Origin of the sequence: Polynucleobacter sp. MWH-UH23A, from assembly GCF_040409805.1 — a bacterium.
Classification (GTDB): Bacteria; Pseudomonadota; Gammaproteobacteria; order Burkholderiales; family Burkholderiaceae; genus Polynucleobacter.
Genome location: NZ_CP099572.1, coordinates 1 through 20,495, shown reverse-complemented (window position 1 = coordinate 20,495; position 20,495 = coordinate 1). Strand labels below are relative to the sequence as shown.

The 20,495-nt window shown below is 44.7% G+C and carries 21 protein-coding genes; all 21 read right to left on the bottom strand.

Features of this window, described 5'->3' with window-relative positions; translation table 11 throughout:
* Nucleotides 1-7 precede the first annotated feature (7 nt).
* The 21 genes from atpA to dnaA all read right to left on the bottom strand — a co-directional run bounded on the left by atpA (nt 8) and on the right by dnaA (nt 20,456).
* A complete protein-coding gene (atpA, locus tag NHB35_RS00105; RefSeq protein WP_353432375.1) occupies nt 8-1,549 on the bottom strand; it encodes a F0F1 ATP synthase subunit alpha in 1,542 nt (513 codons plus the stop codon).
* Between the two features lie 45 nt (nt 1,550-1,594).
* Entirely contained in the window at nt 1,595-2,131 is a 537-nt protein-coding gene (locus NHB35_RS00100) for a F0F1 ATP synthase subunit delta (RefSeq protein ID WP_353432374.1), read from the bottom strand.
* Between the two features lies 1 nt (nt 2,132).
* Entirely contained in the window at nt 2,133-2,603 is a 471-nt protein-coding gene (locus NHB35_RS00095; protein ID WP_353432373.1) for a F0F1 ATP synthase subunit B, read from the bottom strand.
* A 63-nt stretch (nt 2,604-2,666) separates the two neighbouring features.
* Nucleotides 2,667-2,933, bottom strand: coding sequence for a F0F1 ATP synthase subunit C (atpE, locus tag NHB35_RS00090; protein WP_114639407.1), 267 nt, complete (start codon nt 2,931-2,933; stop codon nt 2,667-2,669).
* A gap of 45 nt (nt 2,934-2,978) precedes the next feature.
* On the bottom strand, nt 2,979-3,854 hold the full coding sequence (atpB, locus tag NHB35_RS00085) for a F0F1 ATP synthase subunit A (RefSeq protein ID WP_353432372.1): 876 nt from the start codon (nt 3,852-3,854) through the stop codon (nt 2,979-2,981).
* Between the two features lie 40 nt (nt 3,855-3,894).
* Nucleotides 3,895-4,389 (bottom strand): ATP synthase subunit I, encoded by a 495-nt coding sequence (locus NHB35_RS00080; RefSeq protein WP_353432371.1) that lies wholly within the window; start codon nt 4,387-4,389, stop codon nt 3,895-3,897.
* Between the two features lie 68 nt (nt 4,390-4,457).
* Entirely contained in the window at nt 4,458-5,348 is an 891-nt protein-coding gene (locus tag NHB35_RS00075) for a ParB/RepB/Spo0J family partition protein (RefSeq protein WP_353432370.1), read from the bottom strand.
* A 22-nt stretch (nt 5,349-5,370) separates the two neighbouring features.
* Complete coding sequence (locus NHB35_RS00070; protein ID WP_353432368.1) at nt 5,371-6,141, bottom strand: AAA family ATPase; 771 nt, start codon at nt 6,139-6,141, stop codon at nt 5,371-5,373.
* A gap of 7 nt (nt 6,142-6,148) precedes the next feature.
* Nucleotides 6,149-6,826 (bottom strand): 16S rRNA (guanine(527)-N(7))-methyltransferase RsmG, encoded by a 678-nt coding sequence (gene rsmG, locus NHB35_RS00065; protein WP_353432367.1) that lies wholly within the window; start codon nt 6,824-6,826, stop codon nt 6,149-6,151.
* Nucleotides 6,823-8,742, bottom strand: a complete 1,920-nt coding sequence (gene mnmG, locus NHB35_RS00060; protein ID WP_353432366.1) for a tRNA uridine-5-carboxymethylaminomethyl(34) synthesis enzyme MnmG — start codon at nt 8,740-8,742, stop codon at nt 6,823-6,825. The genes rsmG and mnmG overlap by 4 nt, the downstream gene beginning before the upstream one ends.
* 106 nt (nt 8,743-8,848) lie before the next feature.
* Complete coding sequence (locus NHB35_RS00055; protein WP_353432364.1) at nt 8,849-9,586, bottom strand: TSUP family transporter; 738 nt, start codon at nt 9,584-9,586, stop codon at nt 8,849-8,851.
* Between the two features lie 140 nt (nt 9,587-9,726).
* A complete protein-coding gene (locus NHB35_RS00050; protein ID WP_353432363.1) occupies nt 9,727-10,656 on the bottom strand; it encodes a branched-chain amino acid ABC transporter permease in 930 nt (309 codons plus the stop codon).
* Nucleotides 10,657-10,658: 2 nt separating this feature from the next.
* Entirely contained in the window at nt 10,659-11,579 is a 921-nt protein-coding gene (locus NHB35_RS00045; protein ID WP_353432361.1) for a branched-chain amino acid ABC transporter permease, read from the bottom strand.
* Nucleotides 11,580-11,593: 14 nt separating this feature from the next.
* On the bottom strand, nt 11,594-12,820 hold the full coding sequence (locus NHB35_RS00040; RefSeq protein ID WP_353432360.1) for an ABC transporter substrate-binding protein: 1,227 nt from the start codon (nt 12,818-12,820) through the stop codon (nt 11,594-11,596).
* 21 nt (nt 12,821-12,841) lie between these two features.
* Complete coding sequence (locus NHB35_RS00035; RefSeq protein ID WP_353432359.1) at nt 12,842-13,543, bottom strand: ABC transporter ATP-binding protein; 702 nt, start codon at nt 13,541-13,543, stop codon at nt 12,842-12,844.
* Entirely contained in the window at nt 13,540-14,307 is a 768-nt protein-coding gene (locus NHB35_RS00030; protein ID WP_353432358.1) for an ABC transporter ATP-binding protein, read from the bottom strand. Before NHB35_RS00030 ends, NHB35_RS00035 begins: the two co-directional genes overlap by 4 nt.
* Nucleotides 14,308-14,400: 93 nt before the next feature.
* Nucleotides 14,401-14,625, bottom strand: coding sequence for a DUF3717 domain-containing protein (locus tag NHB35_RS00025; protein ID WP_353432357.1), 225 nt, complete (start codon nt 14,623-14,625; stop codon nt 14,401-14,403).
* 14 nt (nt 14,626-14,639) lie between these two features.
* Nucleotides 14,640-15,134: an SET domain-containing protein-lysine N-methyltransferase gene (locus NHB35_RS00020; protein WP_353432356.1), complete on the bottom strand. Its 495-nt coding sequence runs from the start codon at nt 15,132-15,134 to the stop codon at nt 14,640-14,642.
* A 2-nt stretch (nt 15,135-15,136) separates the two neighbouring features.
* Entirely contained in the window at nt 15,137-17,635 is a 2,499-nt protein-coding gene (gene gyrB, locus NHB35_RS00015; RefSeq protein ID WP_353432355.1) for a DNA topoisomerase (ATP-hydrolyzing) subunit B, read from the bottom strand.
* 11 nt (nt 17,636-17,646) lie between these two features.
* Nucleotides 17,647-18,762, bottom strand: coding sequence for a DNA polymerase III subunit beta (gene dnaN, locus NHB35_RS00010; protein WP_353432354.1), 1,116 nt, complete (start codon nt 18,760-18,762; stop codon nt 17,647-17,649).
* A gap of 263 nt (nt 18,763-19,025) precedes the next feature.
* The gene (gene dnaA / locus NHB35_RS00005) at nt 19,026-20,456 is read right to left on the bottom strand and encodes a chromosomal replication initiator protein DnaA (RefSeq protein WP_353432353.1); all 1,431 of its coding nucleotides are present in this window, start codon (nt 20,454-20,456) and stop codon (nt 19,026-19,028) included.
* Nucleotides 20,457-20,495: the final 39 nt, after the last annotated feature.

Sequence of the window (20,495 nt, the reverse complement as noted above, 5' to 3'; positions counted from 1 at the left end):
CGCGTCCTTAGAAGGCTGCAGAACGCTTGTAGTCCTCAATCGCAGCGCGTAAAGCAGCTTCGTCTTCTTTGCTCAAATCTTTGGTCTCTTCAACACGAGCAACTAAATCAGCGTATTTTGATTTCAAGTGATCTTGCAAGCCTTTTTCGAAAGCCAGTACATCTTTCACTTCGAGATCATCAAAATAACCGTTGTTTACTGCGTAGAGTGAAGCGGCCATTTCCCAAACCTGGAGTGGCTTGTACTGAGCTTGCTTACACAATTCAGTAACACGGCGACCACGCTCAAGCTGTTTACGGGTTGCTTCGTCAAGATCAGAGGCAAACTGCGCAAACGCTGCCAATTCACGATACTGTGCCAAGTCGGTACGAATACCGCCGGACAGCTTCTTAATAACCTTAGTTTGAGCTGCACCACCAACACGAGAAACAGAAATACCCGCGTTAATCGCTGGACGAATACCAGCATTGAACAAGTCAGTTTCCAAGAAGATCTGACCGTCAGTAATCGAAATCACGTTGGTTGGAACGAATGCAGAAACGTCACCTGCTTGAGTCTCAATAATTGGCAATGCTGTCAATGAGCCAGTCTTACCTTTTACTGCGCCGTTAGTGAACTTCTCAACATAGTCGGCATTTACACGAGCAGCGCGCTCAAGCAAGCGTGAGTGGAGATAGAACACGTCGCCAGGATAAGCTTCACGGCCTGGTGGGCGGCGGAGCAATAAGGAGATTTGACGGTAAGCAACTGCTTGCTTAGTCAAGTCATCGTAAACAATCAAAGCGTCTTCACCGCGATCACGGAAATATTCGCCCATTGTGCAACCTGCATATGCAGAGAGATACTGCATCGCTGCAGACTCAGATGCGCTTGCTGCAACCACAATGGTGTAATCCATTGCACCGTTTTCTGTAAGCTTGCGAACAACGTTAGCAATAGTAGAAGCTTTTTGACCGATCGCTACGTAAACGCAATAAACGCCTTTACCTTTTTGGTTAATGATCGCATCAACTGCAACTGCTGTCTTACCAGTCTGACGGTCGCCAATGATCAACTCACGCTGACCACGACCAATAGGAACCATCGCATCAATCGCCTTCAAACCAGTTTGAACTGGCTGGCTAACAGATTGACGGGCAATAACGCCAGGGGCAACTTTTTCAATAAAGTCAGTTAATTTGGTATTAATTGGACCTTTGCCATCAATCGGCTGACCGAGCGCATTCACTACGCGACCGAGCAACTCTGGACCAACAGGAACTTCCAAAATACGGCCGGTACATTTAACGGGGTCGCCTTCTTTAACGTGGGTGTACTCACCCAACACCACGGCACCAACAGAATCACGCTCAAGGTTCAAAGCGAGGCCGATTGTGTTGTTAGGGAACTCCAACATTTCGCCTTGCATAACGCCTGACAAACCATGTACACGGCAAATACCATCGGTCACTGAAATTACAGTGCCCTCGTTGCGAACTTGGGAGTCAACACCCAATTCGCTAATTCGGCTTTTGATCAGTTCGCTGATCTCGGAAGGATTGAGTTGCATTACTTACTCCTGGGTCTTATTTCGTATGTTCTTAATAGGGATTACTTATGCGCCAAGACTTGCTTGCATTTGAGCTAACTGTGCCTTGACAGAACTATCCATCACTTCATCACCAACTTGAATGCGGACACCGCCAATCAATGCTGGATCAACTTGAATAGTTGGGCGCAATTCTTTACCCCCAAAGCGCTTCTTCAAACTTGACAACAAATCATTTAGCGCAGCACCCTCTAAAGGGAATGCGCTGGTAATCATTACTTCTGCAGCACCTTCGCTCTTGTTCTTCATTGCCTCAAACTGATGGGCAATTTCTGGAACAGCTGCTAAGCGGTGGTTTTGATTTACAAGATTTAAAAAGCTAGCAACCTTAGGATCTAGCTTGGTTTTCACCATGCCAGAAAGCAACTTGCTCAAATCATCAGCTGAGACTTTTGGGTTGTTTGATAAAGCAGCAACTTCAGGCAAAGCAGCAAGCTGTGCCAACTCATTTAACTGCTCCAAGCAACCAGCGAGCTCCGCCGGCTTTGCGCTTTGAAAAAGCGCTTCAGCGTAAGGACGTGCAATAGTGGCTAAATCAGCCATATCAAAGTTCTGCCTTTAGTTGGTCAAGCAATTGGCTATGCGCTTTTGCATCAACTTCACGACGCAAAATTTGCTCAGCACCCTTAACAGCAAGAACAGCAACTTCAGCGCGCAACAATTCGCGTGCGCGTGTGACTTGTTGATCCGCATCTTGCTTTGCTTGAGAAATGATTCGAGCAGCTTCGGCTTGTGCGTTCGCACGAATTTCTTCGGCAGACATTTGTGCACGTTTTTCAGCTTCGGCAACGCGTTGAACGCCTTCTTGGCGTGCTTTATTTAGTTCTAGCTCAGCTTCATTGCTTGCCAATGCTAGCGCTTCTTTGCCGCGCTCGGCAGCAGCTAAACCATCGGCAATTTTGCTTGAACGCTCATCTAACGCCTTAACAAGTGGTGGCCACACAAAGCGTGCAACAACCCACCATAAGACGAAGAAAACGATCATTTGCGCGAATAGGGTCGCGTTCAGATTCACGATATTCCTTTCAGTATTGTTGAGAACAGTTGGATGACCACTTGGTCATCCATGCCAAAACAATTACTTAATAACTGCGAGCAGTGGGTTTGCGAAAGCAAACAACATTGCAACACCAACGCCGATCAAGAACGCAGCGTCGATCAAACCTGCCAAGAGGAACATTTTGGTTTGGAGTGGCTCCATCAATTCTGGTTGACGTGCACAAGCTTCGATGTACTTGCCGCCCATCAATGCTATACCCAAACAAGCACCAATCGCGCCGAGGCCGATGATGATGCCGATACAAATCGCTGTGAAACCTTGAATGTTTGCGAGAAATTGTTGCATGTTGCTGACTCCTGAAGTTAAAAGAGGTAGGTTAAAAATAAAATCTTAGTGATGGCTATGCGCTTGCCCGATGTAAACCAAAGTCAACATCATAAAAATAAAAGCTTGCAACAAAATAACCAAAATGTGGAAGATGGCCCAAGCTGATCCTGCAATAACATGGCCCACCAATCCGAACAGGGATAAATCTAAATTAAACGTCCATACGCTTCCTAGCAAGGCGATCAATAAGAACACCAACTCACCAGCGTACATGTTTCCGAAAAGTCGCATTCCTAAGGAAACACCCTTTGCCAAATATTCAATGATGTTCAATGCAAGATTGAATGGGGCCAAGTACCACTTCGCGCCAAAAGGAGCAGAAACCAACTCATGTAAGAAGCCGCCAATCCCTTTGATCTTGAAGCTGTAGAAAAAAACCAATAACAAAACAGAAAGTGACATGCCCATGGTTGCATTCAAATCTGTTGTTGGAACCAATCTGTGGTGAGGAACATGTACACCGAAGCTTTCGATGAAATGATTTACACCCAAAACCCAGTCCACTGGAATTAAGTCGAGAGTATTTAGAAGAATTACCCAGAAAAATACAAACAACGCAAGCGGGGCGATAAAAGTGCGGTTGCCATGAACAATGCTTTTTGCCTGAGTGTCCACCATCTCAACAATCATTTCCACTAAACATTGAAAACGACCAGGAACACCAGGGGTTGCGCGACGTGCTGCGATTAACAAGATAAATACTGCTAAGAAGCCCATCAAAGAGGCCCAGAAAATAGTATCTAAATTAATAACGCTGAAATCAATGATGGATGACTGTGGTCCACCAGTGTTGGTGAGATTTTGTAAGTGCTCAGAAATATACGCCGTTGGCGTCACTTGTTCTGCTGCCGCATGGGCTTGGTGTACTTCGCTAGACATCTCTTAACTAGTCCTTTGTTTCAATCTCAATTGTCACTTTTTAGCGCCACAACCACGCTAGCCAAACACACTTCAAGGCAAGCAGGTAGGTCACCAATAGTGGGACCCAAAGCACGCCGGGGACGAGGTATGCAATCCCCACAAACATCATTAATGTCAAGGCTATTTTTATAAATTCGCCTGAAACTAATGCTGCTAAAAAACTTCCTGGATTTAATCTTTGCGATTTTTTTGCCACTTCCAATCTTGCTAAAAACAAGGCCGAAGGCAAGACGCTAATTAAACCACCTAAAAAGGCCGACTGAGTATAAAGGCTTACCCCTACCGGCTCCCCAAAAATTGACCAAAACACCATGCTGATGACAGTTATCAGCACTTGGGCCAACAAAACTTTCCATGGCGAGAGAATTCGATACTTTGCCGCATTACTTTGCTGCAACGCAACAATTTCTTCCTTGCTATAGACCCGAATGACCTCTTCTTCGAGCTCATCCCAATCATCTGCCTTGGAAAACTGATTTTTTTGAGGAATCAATTTAGCCCCGAAAGTTTAATGTGTGCAGTGCAATATGTCAAAGGATTTGGCTACATTTTTGGCAATGTTTATGCCTCTATGCCCAACTTTTTTAATAAAGAATCAAGCTCGTCGAATTGACTAAATTGAATTCTGAGCTCTCCACCTTTGCCTTTAAACTTAAATTCTGCATTTAAACCTATTAAATCAGCAATTTCTTGGGTTAAGCGACGCATATCAGGATCTTGACTTGGGATCACTGAACCAGACTTGGTCTTTGCTTTTTTATCCCCAATTTGTCCACCAGCGACAACTAATGCTGCGGCCATTCTCTCGGCCTCGCGCACAGATAATCTTTGAGCAGCAATTTTTTGCGCCAAAGCGACCTGACTTGCTCCTGGCAAAGGCAGAAGGGCACGGGCATGCCCCATATCAACTTCCCCGGCTAAAAGCATTGCCTGCACAGGCTTTGCAAGCTGTGACAACCTTAATAAATTACTTATGGCGCTACGCGACTTACCAACTGCTTTTGCGGCTTGTTCGTGCGTAAAGCCAAACTCCTCAATCAGGCGCGCCAATCCTTGAGACTCCTCTAGAGGATTTAAGTCTTCGCGCTGCATATTTTCGACCAAAGCCATCGCGGCGGCAGCTTGATCATCGGCGCCGGAAACAAGCACGGGCACTTCTTTTAAACCAGCAATCGTTGCTGCGCGAAAACGTCTTTCACCAGCAATAATTTCGTACTTACCCGCTCCAACTAAACGCACCAGCAATGGCTGCATCACTCCTTGTTCGCGAATACTTTCCGCCAACTCTTGCAGTGCACCCACCTCCATTTTTTGACGAGGCTGATACTTGCCAGCCTGCAAAGCCGTTAGGGGCAAACGGTTGATATCTGTTGATGGCTTTGGCGATTGATTTTTTTCACCCAACAAAGCCTCTAAACCTCTACCTAAACCTTTTTTCTTTACTGCAACCATAGTGATTTGTCTTCTTAAAAAATTACATGTGTTTAATGCGCTCGATCATTTCAGCGCCAAAATCTAAATAGGCTTTTGCACCGCGCGATGATTTATCAAAAGCCACACCGGGAAGGCCATAAGAGGGGGCTTCTGCTAATCGAACATTGCGCGGAATTATGGTTTTAAATACTTTGTCGCCAAAGTGCTCCAACAACTGTTCTGATACTTGTTGTTGAAGGGTCATGCGGGCATCAAACATCACACGTAACAAACCAATAATCACAAGATCAGGATTTAAATTGGCGTGCACTTGTTTAATCGTATTTACTAAATCAGACAGGCCCTCTAACGCAAAGTATTCGCATTGCATTGGAACGATGACGCCATTGGCAGCACACAATCCATTGAGTGTTAATAATGAAAGTGCGGGAGGGCAATCAATCAATACAAAGTCATAATCATTTCCCACTGATGACAGAGCATCCTTTAAGCGAGATTCACGCTCATCAAGGTCTACTAACTCAATTTCCGCGCCTGCTAAATCACGATTTGCCGGCAATACATCGTAAGCAGAACTCTCGCAACGCTGTGCGCAATCCTTAATTGATGCCATGCCAATTAAAACTTGATAAACACTTAAATCTAAATCCGCTTTTTCAACCCCTGAACCCATGGTCGCGTTGCCCTGAGGATCCAAGTCAACAAGCAATACACGCTGTCCGTGCCCAGCTAATCCCGCGGCTAAATTAACTGCAGTGGTTGTCTTACCAACCCCGCCTTTTTGATTTGCAATACAGAATATTTTTGCCATAGGTTTTTTAAACTGCAGATGAAATAGTGGGGATAAATTTTCTCACGGGGGAGAGCACTAAAAGACGGCGCTCTACTGGCAAATTGGGTATGGAAAGCACTTCGTCAGCCAGCAATTGCCAATCATCCTTACAAACTGCTGACAGCTCTTCGTCCGCGCGCTTAGCTTTCATTGCAAATACAAGCCCATTGGGCTTGAGCAGAGGTAGCGAAAGCTCTAAAAATCGAGATAAATTGGTAAACGCTCTCGAAATAACAGCATCAAATTGATTAGATTGTTGCAATGCAACATTTTCTACTCGCTCACTCAGCACATCAATATTATTCAGCTTTAATTTTCCGCGTATATGCTGTAAAAATGCTGTCTTTTTTCGAATAGCCTCAATTAATGTCAGACTCCAATTTGGTTGAATAATGGCAATGGGGATGGCCGGTAAACCACCACCAGAACCAAGATCAGCTATCTTGGAGTTATCCTGCAAAAAACGTCTCATCACTGGCAAAACTGCAATTGAATCAATGAGATGCAAGCGTACAGAATCTTGCTCATTGTCGATCGCTGTAAGGTTATGCACCTGATTCCAGCGGCCCATTTCTTGCAAAAAAAGCTCTAAATCAGCAATATTTTTTTCACTTAAGTTTAGGCCAAGCTCTGCAATTCCCAACTCGAGAAGGTCTTCGGTCATGTAGTTTCTTGGGTGCGGCCCAAACCTTTTTTAAGGTGTACCAAAAGCAAGGAGAGGGCGGCTGGGGTTACCCCAGAAATTCTGCCTGCCTGCCCCAGTGTTGCCGGCTTGTGCAAATTGAGCTTTTGTTGCACCTCTTTAGACAAACCAAGAACCTGGGAATAGTCCAAAGACTCCGGGAGCGGATAGGTCTCGTTGTGCTCTTGTCGCGCAATTTCCGTTGCCTGACGATCAATATAACCCTGATATTTAACCGAAATTTCCACTTGGTCGCTAATTTGGGCGGCTAAACCGAGATCTTGGTCCAAACTACCGGGAGACCAAATGCCGCCTCCAAGCCCAGTAATTGCCTCATACGTAACACCAGGCCTTCTTAAAAGATCTGCCAAATTACATTCGTGCGATAAATCCTGACCCAATAATTCTGAAATGAGAGGGGCAGCCTCATGTTTTGGGCCCACCCAAATATTATGCAAACGAGATGTTTCACGTGAAACAGCGTCTTGCTTCCTGCAAAAGACTTCCCAGCGATGATCATCAACTAGGCCTAGCTCGCGGCCAATCCCAGTAAGTCGCATATCTGCATTGTCTTCGCGCAAACTTAAGCGATATTCAGCGCGGCTAGTAAACATACGATAAGGCTCTTGAACCCCGCGAGTAATCAAGTCGTCTACTAAGACGCCTATGTAGGATTCACTGCGCTTTGGTAGCCAGGGCTCTTTGCCTTGAGCGGCCAAACCAGCATTAATTCCGGCTAACATGCCTTGGGCGGCAGCCTCTTCGTAACCAGTGGTGCCATTAATTTGCCCAGCAAAGTATAAGCCGCTAATTGCCTTGGTTTCTAAGCTGTGTCGCAGCTGACGTGGATCATAAAAATCATACTCAATTGCATAACCAGGGCGCACAATTACCGCCGACTCTAGTCCACGAATACTGCGAACCAAATCCCACTGCACATCAAAAGGGAGGCTAGTTGAAATTCCATTGGGGTAAAACTCATTTGTAGTTAAACCCTCGGGCTCCAAAAATATTTGGTGGCTATTTCTAGAAGCAAAACGATGAATTTTATCTTCGATAGAAGGGCAATAACGAGGTCCAACCCCCTCAATCACACCCGTATACATAGGGGAGCGGTCCAAACCACGCCGAATAATGTCGTGGGTCTTCTCGTTTGTGTGAGAAATCCAACAGGGAACCTGCTTAGGATGTTGTTCTGGGCGCCCTAAGTAAGAAAAAACAGGGACGGGGTCTAGATCTCCTGGCTGTTCTAGCATGACAGAAAAATCAATGGTTCTGCCATCAATACGCGGAGGTGTGCCTGTTTTTAATCTTCCCTGAGGCAGGTTTAACTCTTTAAGACGGGCGGACAAGGAGACTGCCGCGGGATCGCCCGCTCTTCCGCCCGCGTAGTTATTCAAGCCGACGTGAATTTTTCCATCCAAGAATGTTCCCGCTGTAAGCACAACTTTTTTGGCCATAAACTCCAAGCCCATTTGCGTTATGACGCCTTGAACCTCATCCCCTTTTACCAAAAGGTCGTCAACGGCTGCCTGAAATAAGCTTAAATTTGGCTGATTTTCTAGACGACGACGTATAGCAGCTTTATATAAAACCCGATCACCCTGAGCGCGGGTTGCTCGCACCGCTGGGCCCTTGCTGGAATTCAGAATTCGGAACTGAATTCCCGCCTCATCGGTAGCTGCGGCCATAGCGCCGCCCATGGCATCGATTTCTTTAACTAAATGACCTTTACCAATACCCCCAATTGAAGGATTGCAGCTCATCGCACCCAAATTTTCAATGCTATGGGTAATTAAAAGGGTGTCGCAGCCCATGCGTGCTGAGGCGAGTGCGGCCTCGGTCCCAGCGTGACCGCCCCCCACAACAATGACATCAAAACTTTTGGTATAACGCATGATTTGCCTTAGATAGGGCGATGATCATAGCATTTTGTTTGTTTCACGTGAAACAAAAGATGTGGAATTCTTCAGGATTTAAAAGGCTGATTTCTAAGTGCTTGATTTAGTTAATGAAATATGCATTCCATGCAGACTTCAAAATTAATATGCTAACAATGACTAAGAAAGCCTTTCTGACAAAACTGCTTCCATGTTTGATTGCCAGACGACTACCGAATTGGCTGCCCGCAACATTGGCGACCATCATGGCAAACCCAAGAGTCCAATTAATCTGACCAAAACTTGCCAATAACAATATAGCTGCAAGATTAGTCGCTACATTGACCAGCTTGGTTGCGGCAGAAGCATGCAAAAAGTCGAAGCCGAAAAAACGAACAAAGCCAAAGAGCAAAAAGCTACCGGTTCCGGGACCAAAAAACCCATCATAAAACCCAATGGTTAAGCCCAGCAAAACACCTTTTAATTGCTGAAATCGGTTTGTACCTTTTGGCGCATGAGTTTCTCCAAGCGATGGCTGAAACCAGGTGTACAACAACAAAAGCAATAAGACAAAAGGTAAGGCTTTGCGCAATGGCTCCGCCGGAAAGTTGCTTACAGCATTCGCACCTAACAAAGAGCCAATAAAACCAGCAACAATTGCCGGACCAACTACTGCCCACGGCAGCGACACATGTCGCAAATATCTACGAGCGGCATTCAGCGTTCCACCTACCGCAGAAACCTTATTGGTTGAGAGCAGGGTGGCTGGGGGTGCATCTGGGTATGCAGTAAAAAGCGCTGGCACCTGAATCAAGCCGCCACCGCCAGCAACTGCATCCACTAAGCCAGCAAAAAAAGCCATCGCCAAGAGCAAAGGCCATATGTAAATTGAAAATTCGATGAGAGTCTCTTTATTTTCTTTTTATTTAAATGAGTGTGGCGCTAAACGCGCCACACTAAAAACTAAATAATAAGAGGAAAACAAAAACTTCGTTTTGTTTCTTAGTTTTTATTTTTAAGGTGCGCAACAATTTCACCAACAACACCGCGACGAAATGCCAGCACACAAATTACAAAAATAAATCCGGTTGCAATCGTGCTCCAAGATCCAATATTCGCGAGATAGTTTTGCAAACCAACCACAATGCCAGCGCCAACAACTGGACCCAAAATTGTTCCCATGCCACCGAGCAAAGTCATCAACACCACTTCACCGGACATATGCCAATGAACGTCAGTCAGGGTTGCCAGCTGGAAGACTAGAGACTTCATTGAGCCCGCTAATCCAGCAAGCGTCGCGGAAATGACAAAAGACATTAGCTTGAAACGATCAACGTCGTAACCCAAAGAAATCGCACGCGGCTCATTCTCACGAATGGCTTTTAATACTTGGCCGAAAGGCGAGTGAACGGCACGCATGATCAATGCAAACCCAAACAAGAAAACGGCCAAGACAAAGTAATACATGGCTACATCATCTTTGAGGTCAATTAAGCCAAACAGCATTCCGCGCGGTACGCCCTGAATGCCATCTTCGCCACCCGTATAAGGAAGTTGCACGGCCAGGAAATAAATCATTTGCGAGAGCGCCAAAGTCACCATCGCAAAGTAGATACCCTGGCGACGAATGGCAAGGGATCCTATCAAAAAGCCAAGAACACCCGAACCTACTACGCCCAAGAAAATACCAAGCTCCGGCGAAAAGCCAGCCTCTTTACAGAAGTAAGCCGTGATGTAAGCGGCGGTTCCAAAAAATGCAGCGTGACCAAAAGACAAAAGACCAGTGAAGCCAAGCAGCAAATTAAATGCGCAAGCAAAAAGAGCGAAACACAAAACCTTCATTGCAAAAACAAGATAAATGAAATCTTGAAACGGCAACAGCAGGGCAATTAAAACCAAAATGGCGTAAAGCAATTTTGTTTTGGGATTCATGATTATTTCTCCCGCCCAAAAAGTCCAGCAGGACGAATCAAGAGAACGATTGCCATGATCACAAAAATGACAACTCCTGAAGCCTCGGGATAGAAGACCTTAGTCAAGCCCTCGACCAAGCCCAAGCCCAAACCAGTCAAAATCGCGCCCATGATTGAGCCCATACCACCAATCACCACCACCGCAAAAACAACGATGATGAGGTTGGATCCCATCAGCGGATTAACCTGAAAGATCGGGGCAGCCAACACACCAGCAAAACCAGCCAAACCAACACCATAGGCGTATGCTAAAGAGATCATCAATGGCACATTAATGCCAAATGCTTGAAGTAATTTTGGATTTTCAGTGCCCGCACGCAGATAGGCGCCCAGCTTTGTTCTCTCGATTACATACCAAGTAGAGAAACAAACCGCCAAAGAAATCACCACAACCCACAAACGATACTTGGGCAAAATAATTCCAATGGACTCTAGCGGGATCGCGCCCTGTAAGAGCTCTGGAGCAGGATAGCTTTCACCAGAAATTCCATACCAATGACGGAACATTCCCTCAATAATCAAAGCCAATCCAAAAGTTAGTAATAAACCGTACAAATGGTCTAGGTGATAAAGCCGACGCAACATCGTCCGCTCAAGGATCAAACCAAAGCCCGCCAAAACAAGTGGGACAACAATTAAAGCAAACCAATAATTGATTGATAGCTCGGGAAAGCCAAGCCATTGGCTAATTTGAGTTAAGCCAATCCAGGCAATAAATGCGCCCATGGTGTACTGCGCTCCATGAGCAAAATTAATAATGTTGAGGAGGCCAAAAATAATGGCCAACCCCAAACTCAAAATGGCATAAAAAGAGCCATTAATTAAACCCACCAAGAGCTGGGCAACCAGCCCTTGTGGGGTAATTCCAAGAAGTTCAAACATGCTTGTTTTTGTAATTACTTATTAGTAACCAATTTGCATCGTGACAATGAAAGTGGTTGGGTTGCCTCGGCAGCAGGAATCACCGCACGAACATGGTAGTAATCCCATGGGCTCTTAGATTCAGATGGTTTCTTCACTTCCAAGAGGTACATATCATGCTCAAACTTACCGTCTGCACGAATCTTGCCTTTGAAGAGGCCGTCATCAATGTTGGTTGATTTGAGGGCTTTCATTACTGCTTGAGTATCGTCGGTGCCAGCCTTTTGAACCGCATTTAAATAAGCCAATACAGAGGAATAAACGCCGGCCTGAACCATGCTAGGCATGCGCTTATGTTGCAAGATAAAACGTTTAGCAAACGCGCGGGTCTTGTCATCTTTATCCCAGTAGAAGCCTTCTGTGAGGTACATACCTTGAGCAGCATTTAATCCCAAAGAGTGAACGTCTGTAATAAACATCAATAAAGGGACAACTGTTTGCTTCTTGTTAATACCAAACTCGGAAGCCTGTTTAACGGTATTGATAGTGTCTTGACCGGCATTCGCTAAAGCCACTACATCAGCACCGCTGGCTTGAGCCTTCAAGAGATATGAAGAGAAATCGCTATTTGGAAATGGGTGTTTGCTGGTTCCTAATACTTTTCCACCGTTAGCAGTTACAACACTTGTAGCATCTTTTTCCAAAGCTGCACCAAATGCATAGTCAGCAGTAATAAAGTACCAATTCTTTTTGCCCTGCTTTACAACCGCCTTGCCTGTTCCGTTGGAAAGCGCGTAAGTGTCGTAAGTCCAATGAACGTTATTGGCAGTACATTTCTCATTGGTAATAGGCAATGATGCAGCACCTGAAACCAAGGTAATTTTGTTCTTTTGTTCGGCGACTTCCATTACAGCCAAGGCAACGTTAGTTGAAACTAGCTCCACAATTACATCAACACCATCTTTGTCATACCATTCGCGAGCTTTATTGGCGGCAATGTCTGCTTTGTTTTGGTGGTCTGCACTAACAAGTTCAATCTTTTTACCAATGACTGTGCCGTCTTTAGAAAAATCTGCGATCGCCATTTTGGCGGCAATCACCGCACCCGGACCAGCCAAATCGGAATAAGTTGAAGAAAGATCGGTTAATACTCCAATCTTTACAACATCGCCACTAACTTTGGATCCATTTTGTGCAAAAACTGGATTTGAAGCGAACATGGTCGCTGCAACCAGACTTGCGGTAATTTGCTTTAACTTCATACCCATCTCCTATAAAAACTACTAAACACCAAGATACTCATTTAATAAGGCCGCTTTTTCAGCCAACTCGTTTTGCTGTACAACCTCAACCACATTTCCGTGCTCAACAACATAATGTCGATCCGCTAATGGCGCTGCAAAACGGAAGTTTTGCTCAACCAACACAATAGTGAAGCCTTTCTTGCGCAAACTGGTTACAACCTCACCCAGCTTTTGCACAATCACTGGAGCCAAGCCTTCAGTAATCTCATCGAGCAAAAGTAGCTTGGCGCCCGTTCTCAAAATACGCGCCATAGCCAACATCTGTTGCTCGCCACCAGAAAGACGTGTTCCAGGGCTGTTACGTCGCTCATACAGATTTGGGAACATTTCATAGATTTCATCTAAACCCATTCCACCGGGTGCAACCTCTGGCAATAAAAGCAAGTTCTCTTCGGTGCTTAGGCTGGCAAAAATGCCTCGCTCTTCAGGACAAAATCCGACTCCAAGGCGAGCAATTTTGTATGTCGGCATCGAAATAGTTTCCGCACCGTAGACCTGAACGGAGCCGGTTCTTTTGCTAGTTAAACCCAAAATGGATTTCAAAATAGTGCTTCGGCCAGCGCCGTTTCTTCCCAATAGCGTTACAACCTCGCCATCGCGCACGGCAAAATTCACACCATGCAAAATATGGGACTCGCCATACCAAGACTCTAAATTTTTAACCTCAAGGGCCATGGTCATAAAGCATCTCCCCCATGGCTACCCATGTAGGCCTCAACCACCAAGGGATTATTGGAAACCTCGTGATAAGAGCCTTCAGCCAAAACGGAACCACGCTGCAACACCGTAATGCGATCGGCAATAGAAGAAACAACCTTCATATTGTGCTCAACCATCAAGATGGTTCGCCCTTTAGAGACGCGATCAATTAATTCGGTAACGCGCTCAACATCCTCGTGACCCATGCCCTGAGTGGGCTCATCCAACAACATCAACTCTGGTTCCATCGCCAAAGTGGTTGCAATTTCTAGCGCCCTTTTACGACCATAGGCTAAATTCATAGTCTCTTCGTCCGCAAACTTCTCTAAACCAACCTCCTGCAATAGCTCTAAAGCCCTTTCGTTTAGGACATCCAGTGAGCTTCCTGGTTTCCAAAAATGGAATTCGGTGCCCAATCCTCGCTGCAGTGCAACACGAACGTTTTCCAACACTGTTAAATGGGGGAAAACTGCGGAAATTTGAAATGATCGAATCACACCCCGACGTGCAATTTGTGATGGGGCCTCATTGGTGATATCAAAGCCATTGAATAAAATTTGGCCGCTAGTTGGCTCCAAAAATTTTGTCAGCAAATTAAAGCAGGTTGTTTTTCCAGCCCCATTTGGCCCAATAAGGGCGTGAATGGTTCCTCTGGTTACATCCAAGTTAACGTCGCTTACCGCTGAAAACCCCTTAAAGGATTTTCCCAGACCAATTGTTTTTAATATTGTTTCTTGCAAGTTCATACCCTCTACCCCCTGCTGGGGCAAGACTTTGAGAATAACCTAGAACAGCCTAGCTATATATAGCAATTACCCTAAATTAAAAGGGTTTGTAAATTATGAGCTTTGGGTATTTTTAATAATTTTTTGAATCGCAATTCTTGCTGATTCATCTAAGACATCCAAAGGGGCGCGTTGGGAGCCTTGAATAATCATTAGGGCATACGCCTTTGCCAAAGTAGAGGCTTCGGCGCATAGACTGAGCTCATCCCCCCTCGCGGGAGACAGGTTTCGCCAATAATTAATGGCAGCCTCAAGCTCTTGAATGGTGATGTACAACATATAAACTGTTGAGCTTATTTGTTGTCGAGGGATAGCATGGTCCCGCGGCACTTTTTAGCGCCACAACGACATTCGTACTCTTTTTTTAGCTTCTTGGTGATTGGTCCTTCAACATCCAGCGAGTAGTCATAAAACAACTCCTCACCAACTTTAAGGGCTCGCATGGCATAGATAAAAACTCGTGGTTCACCATCAAAACTATCTTCACGAGTTTCGCAGCTAGGCCTGCAAGAGTGGTTAATCCATCGCGCAGCATTACCACCATACTTTGCATCAATAACACGGCCATCTTCTAAAGAAAAATAAAAAGTGTGATTTGGGTCTTTAGGGTCATGTGGGTGCCGTTTTTCAGCAAGCTTCCAACTAATGCGTTCACCCTTGTATTCAATAATTGCTTGGCCCTTTTTGATGGGCTTAGCCACAAAGACACCTTTGCCATGAATTGGCGAAGATTTAACAACAATAGAAGACCGATCCACCTTCGGTGGTTTTAATTTTTTGGTTGCCATATTTATACGTCTAGGTTGCGCGCAATGAGCGCATTTTTTTCAATAAAGGCCCGACGTGGTTCAACCTCATCGCCCATCAATGTAGTAAATACCTGATCGGCTGCAATCGCGTCTTCGATTTTTACCTGGAGCAAAGTTCTTGAATCAGCATCCATAGTGGTTTCCCACAACTGCGATGGATTCATTTCACCAAGACCCTTATAACGTTGACGGCTCAATACACGCTCGGCCTCAGACAATAGCCAAGAGAATGCGCCCTTGAAATCATGAATGGTTTGCTCTTTGAGATTCTTGTCAGGATCGCCGCGTCGCACTTTCGTACCAGCTAAGACTTTTCCAGACAATACCGCGGCAGCATTAGAGAGAGCCTGGTAGTCGTCGCCATGAACAAAATCAGAGTTAATGGTTGAGAGTTTTACGTTGCCATGAATACGACGCGACAACAGCAAACGGAATCGCTCTGTGCGATCTTCTTTTTGCACAATAATTTCTGGTGGTAATGCCAATGGATTGGAAGGGTCTGCAAGTGCGGCTCTTAGGCGATCAGCAGATTCATTTGCAGCTTTTTCAGTGTCCAGGTTTAGTTGGGTTCCAGAGGCAATTGCGCGTAACGCGTCTTCATCAATTGTGCGAGATAGGCGATCAACAATGGATTGAATCACTTGATAGTGTTTTGCCAACTCGTTTAGAGCCTCGCCCTCGATTACCTCGCCACCAGGAGTTTGCAAAGAGGCTGTTTCCATAGCGATTTTCAATAAAAGCTGATTAAGCTCAGCATCATCTTTAATGTACTGTTCGCTCTTGCCAAACTTCACCTTATAAAGTGGTGGTTGAGCAATATAAATATGGCCTCGCTCAATTAACTCTGGCATCTGTCTATAGAAGAAAGTTAAAAGTAGTGTGCGAATGTGGCTACCATCAACGTCCGCGTCGGTCATGATGATGATGCGGTGATAGCGCAATTTATCAGCCTTGTATTCTTCAACACCAATACCCGTTCCCAAGACTGTGATGAGAGTTACTACCTCTTGGCTTGTGAGCATCTTGTCAAAACGGGCTTTCTCAACGTTCAGAATTTTTCCTTTTAAAGGAAGAATTGCCTGAAAACGACGATCGCGGCCCTGTTTCGCAGAGCCTCCCGCTGAATCACCCTCGACGATAAATAACTCGGACTTTGCTGGATCTTTTTCTTGGCAATCTGCAAGCTTACCTGGCAACCCAAGTCCATCTAAGGCGCCTTTGCGACGAGTCATATCTCGTGCTTTGCGAGCAGCCTCGCGAGCACGCGCAGCATCCACAATCTTTCCACAAAGAATTTTTGCGTCTGCGGGACGCTCTTGAAGATAAGCACTTAGGGCTTCAGCAACAATTTCTTCAACCGGTCCACGAACCTCGCTTGATACCAACTTATCTTTTGTTTGGCTTGAGAATTTTGGTTCCGGCACCTTTACAGACAGCACGCATGCCAAACCTTCGCGCATATCATCGCCAGAAATTTCTACTTTTGCTTTTTTGGCGATCTCGTTTTCATCAATATATTTATTGATGACGCGCGTCATCGCGGCACGCAAACCAGTTAAGTGAGTACCACCATCACGCTGAGGAATGTTGTTGGTAAAACACAGAACTTGTTCACTAAAACTATCGTTCCACTGCATCGATACTTCAGCGGTAATTTGACCACCCAAATCAGAAGGGCGAACACCTTCAGCGTAAAAAATGTTTGGATGTAAAACGTTTTTGGTTTGATTAATGTATTCAACAAACCCGCGCACACCACCTGAAAAAGCGAAATCTTCTTCTTGTCCAGTGCGCTGATCAATCAACTTGATATGCACACCATTATTTAAGAATGAAAGCTCCCTAATTCGCTTTACTAGAACTTCATAATGAAACTCAATATTTCCAAAAATTTCTTCATCAGCTAAAAAATGCACCTCCGTGCCTGACAACTCGGTATCGCCTATTACTGTAATCGGTGAAATAGCAACACCATTCTCTTCTTGAATATTGCGATTTTGAATGACCCCGCGAGCAAACTCCATGTAATGAGTTTTGCCATCGCGGCGAATAGTTAGTTTCAACCATTTAGAAAGGGCATTTACACAACTTACGCCTACGCCGTGCAAACCACCAGAAACTTTATAGCTGTTTTGATCGAACTTACCGCCAGCATGCAGCTCGGTCATCACGATTTCTGCTGCGCTTCTTTTTGGCTCATGCTTATCGTCGTACTTAATACCTGTTGGAACACCACGACCGTTGTCAACAATTGAAATAGAGTTATCAGTTTGAATAACAACCGTAATTTCAGAACAGTAGCCTGCTAGGGCCTCGTCAATAGAGTTATCTAAAACCTCAAATACAAGATGGTGCAAACCCGTTCCATCGGAAGTGTCTCCGATGTACATGCCTGGACGTTTACGAACAGCTTCAAGACCTTCTAAGATTTGAATCGATGCTGCACCATACTGCTCTACTGCTTTTTTTTCTTCAGTCATTTTTTTCTACATTAAATGCGCATTGGCATTACTACATACTTAAAGTCTTCTGATCCCGGTAATGTGATTACAGCACTACTGTTGGCATCACCTAAACTAATTTGAATTTTTTCATTCTTTAGGTTCGCCAATACGTCTAACAAGTAACTCACATTAAAACCAATTTCCACAGCATCGCCGCTGTATTCAGTTTCAATTTCTTCTTGGGCTTCTTCTTGCTCAGCATTAGTAGACTGAACGGTGATCTTGTTTGGAGATAAAGAGAAGCGCACACCTTTGAATTTGTCGGTAGTAAGAATAGCTGCGCGCTGCAATGCTGCTTGCAACACATCACGACCAACCACCAAAGAATTTTTGTGCCCCTTTGGAATCACCCTTTGGAAATCTGGGAACTTACCCTCAACCAATTTAGAAATAAGCTCAATATCACCAAAAGTAAATTTAACTTGATTGGCAGTCAAACTAATTTCCAATGATTCATCCGAATCTTCAAGTAGGTGTTGGCACTCAAGTATGGTTTTACGAGGAATAATAATTTCTTGGCGCTGACCAGATCCTGACGGAGCTTCTGTAAGTTGAACCTGAGAAAATGCCAAACGATGTCCATCAGTTGCAACAGCAACCACCTCTTTACCCTCTACAACCAACAACATTCCGTTTAAGTAATAGCGAATATCTTGTTGAGCCATAGAAAAGTGCACTTGACTAATCAATTGGCGAAAACTTTTCCGCGTCATTTTCCAAGCAGCTGTAACCTCGCCAACACTTTGCATAACTGGGAACTCGGTTGCAGATAATGTTTGCAAAGAAAAACGGCTTTTGCCACTCTGAACAACCATACGGTTATCCTTAAGATTTAAAGAAACCGGACCCTCGGGTAGTGCTCGCAAAATATCTAACAACTTTCTTGCGGCAACAGTTGTAGTGACATCTTCGGAGCCGACACCAAAATTAGCATTTGTTGTAATTTGAATTTCAATATCTGTTGATACAAAAGACACTCTCTCACCACTCTTTTTAAATAAGAGATTCGCCAAAATTGGCAAAGTGTGTCTACGCTCAACAATTCCACTTACTACTTGTAGTGGCTTTAACAAACTATCGCGTGAGGTGTTGACAAGTTGCATTGCTTTTAAATCCTTGTATATATCTAAATAGTAATAGTAATAAGGGCCGTCTTTTCCGTGGATAAGTCAAAAACCTCAAACAAAACAACACATTAAACGCCAAAAAACCTGTGGAAAACTTCTGTATAAACACTGCATAAAAACGGGATAACTTTTCTTTAAGACCCTATTTTTGCATGAAGCGGGATCTTTCCACAATTTATCCACAAGCAATCCCCAAACTTATCCCTAGGGTTATTCACACGTTTATCCACAAGTAAAAATTATGACTTTAGTGTTTGCTCAATAACGTGAATCTCATGGTTTAACTGGCTGTCGTGAGCTCGCTCTTCTGCAATCTTACGAACGGCGTGTAAAACAGTGGTGTGATCACGACCCCCAAACAACTCGCCTATTTCTGGTAGGCTTTTTTGGGTTAATTCTTTGGCCATAAACATGGCAATTTGTCTCGGGCGAGCAATATTAGCTGGACGTTTTTTTGAATACATATCAGCAACCTTAATGCTGTAGAAGTCTGCCACTGCTTTTTGTATGTTCTCAACCGAAATTTGACGATTTTGAATTGATAGCAAATCCTTCAAGGCGGTTCTGGCCACCTCAATAGTGACCTCGCGACCATGAAAGCGAACAAAAGCCAGAATCTTTCTCAAGGCGCCTTCAAGCTCGCGCACATTAGAGCGCAGATGTTTGGCTACAAAAAATGCCACATCCTCACTCATGGGGATGCCCTCGTTGGCGGCCTTCTTCATAAGGATGGCCACTCGCATTTCCAGTTCAGGAGGTTCAATGGCTACCGTCAAACCAGAATCAAAGCGTGAAATGAGTCGATCATCAATACCAGCCATTTCTTTTGGGTAGGTATCGCTTGTAATAATCACCTGAGATTTGTTGCTTAAGAGCGCTTCGAAGGCATAAAAGAACTCTTCTTGGGTTCTTGATTTGCCACTAAAAAATTGGATATCGTCAATCAACAACAGATCAAGCGAGTGGTAATAACGCTTAAAACGATCAAAAGCCTTTTGTTGGTAAGCACGAACCACGTCGGATACATATTGTTCAGCGTGGATATAACGAATACGAGCGTTTGGTTTTTCCTTGAGGAGATGGTTACCAATCGCATGAATTAAATGGGTTTTTCCAAGACCAACACCACCATATAAAAACATTGGGTTGTATGAGGTTCCTGGGTTGTGCGCAACCTGAATCGAGGCCGCCCTAGCAAGTTGATTTGCTTTGCCGGTTACAAAGGTCTCAAAAGTAAGGTTTGGATTAAGTTTCGAATGATCCTCAATTTCAAAAGACTGTTCTTCAACGGAAATATTTGGCGAGGTATTTGTATGGGTTTCGACGCCGACCACAGGCTCGGAAATCTCGCTGGCGCCAGTTGCTCTTGCTTGTACGGCACCTTCAACCGCCAGTGCAAAGTGAACATTGATTGGTCCCCCAAAGTAGTCCGCAGCCATTTCTTGGAAACGTTCTGCAAAAGTTTTTTTAATCCAGTCCAACTTAAAGCGGTTTGGGGCTCCAATTGTTAGTAAGCGGTCACTCTCATCAAAAGATAGCAATACTAATGGCTGTATCCAGGTTTTAAACTGTTGTGGTGATAGTTCGCGTGAGAGTGCGCCAACGGCGCCGTCCCAAAAACCAAAAGGACTGATTGAATTCAAGGAGGGGGGATTTTGTAGGTTGCTCATATTTTTGGAGGATCCATTGTAGCGATCCTGCAAAGTTAT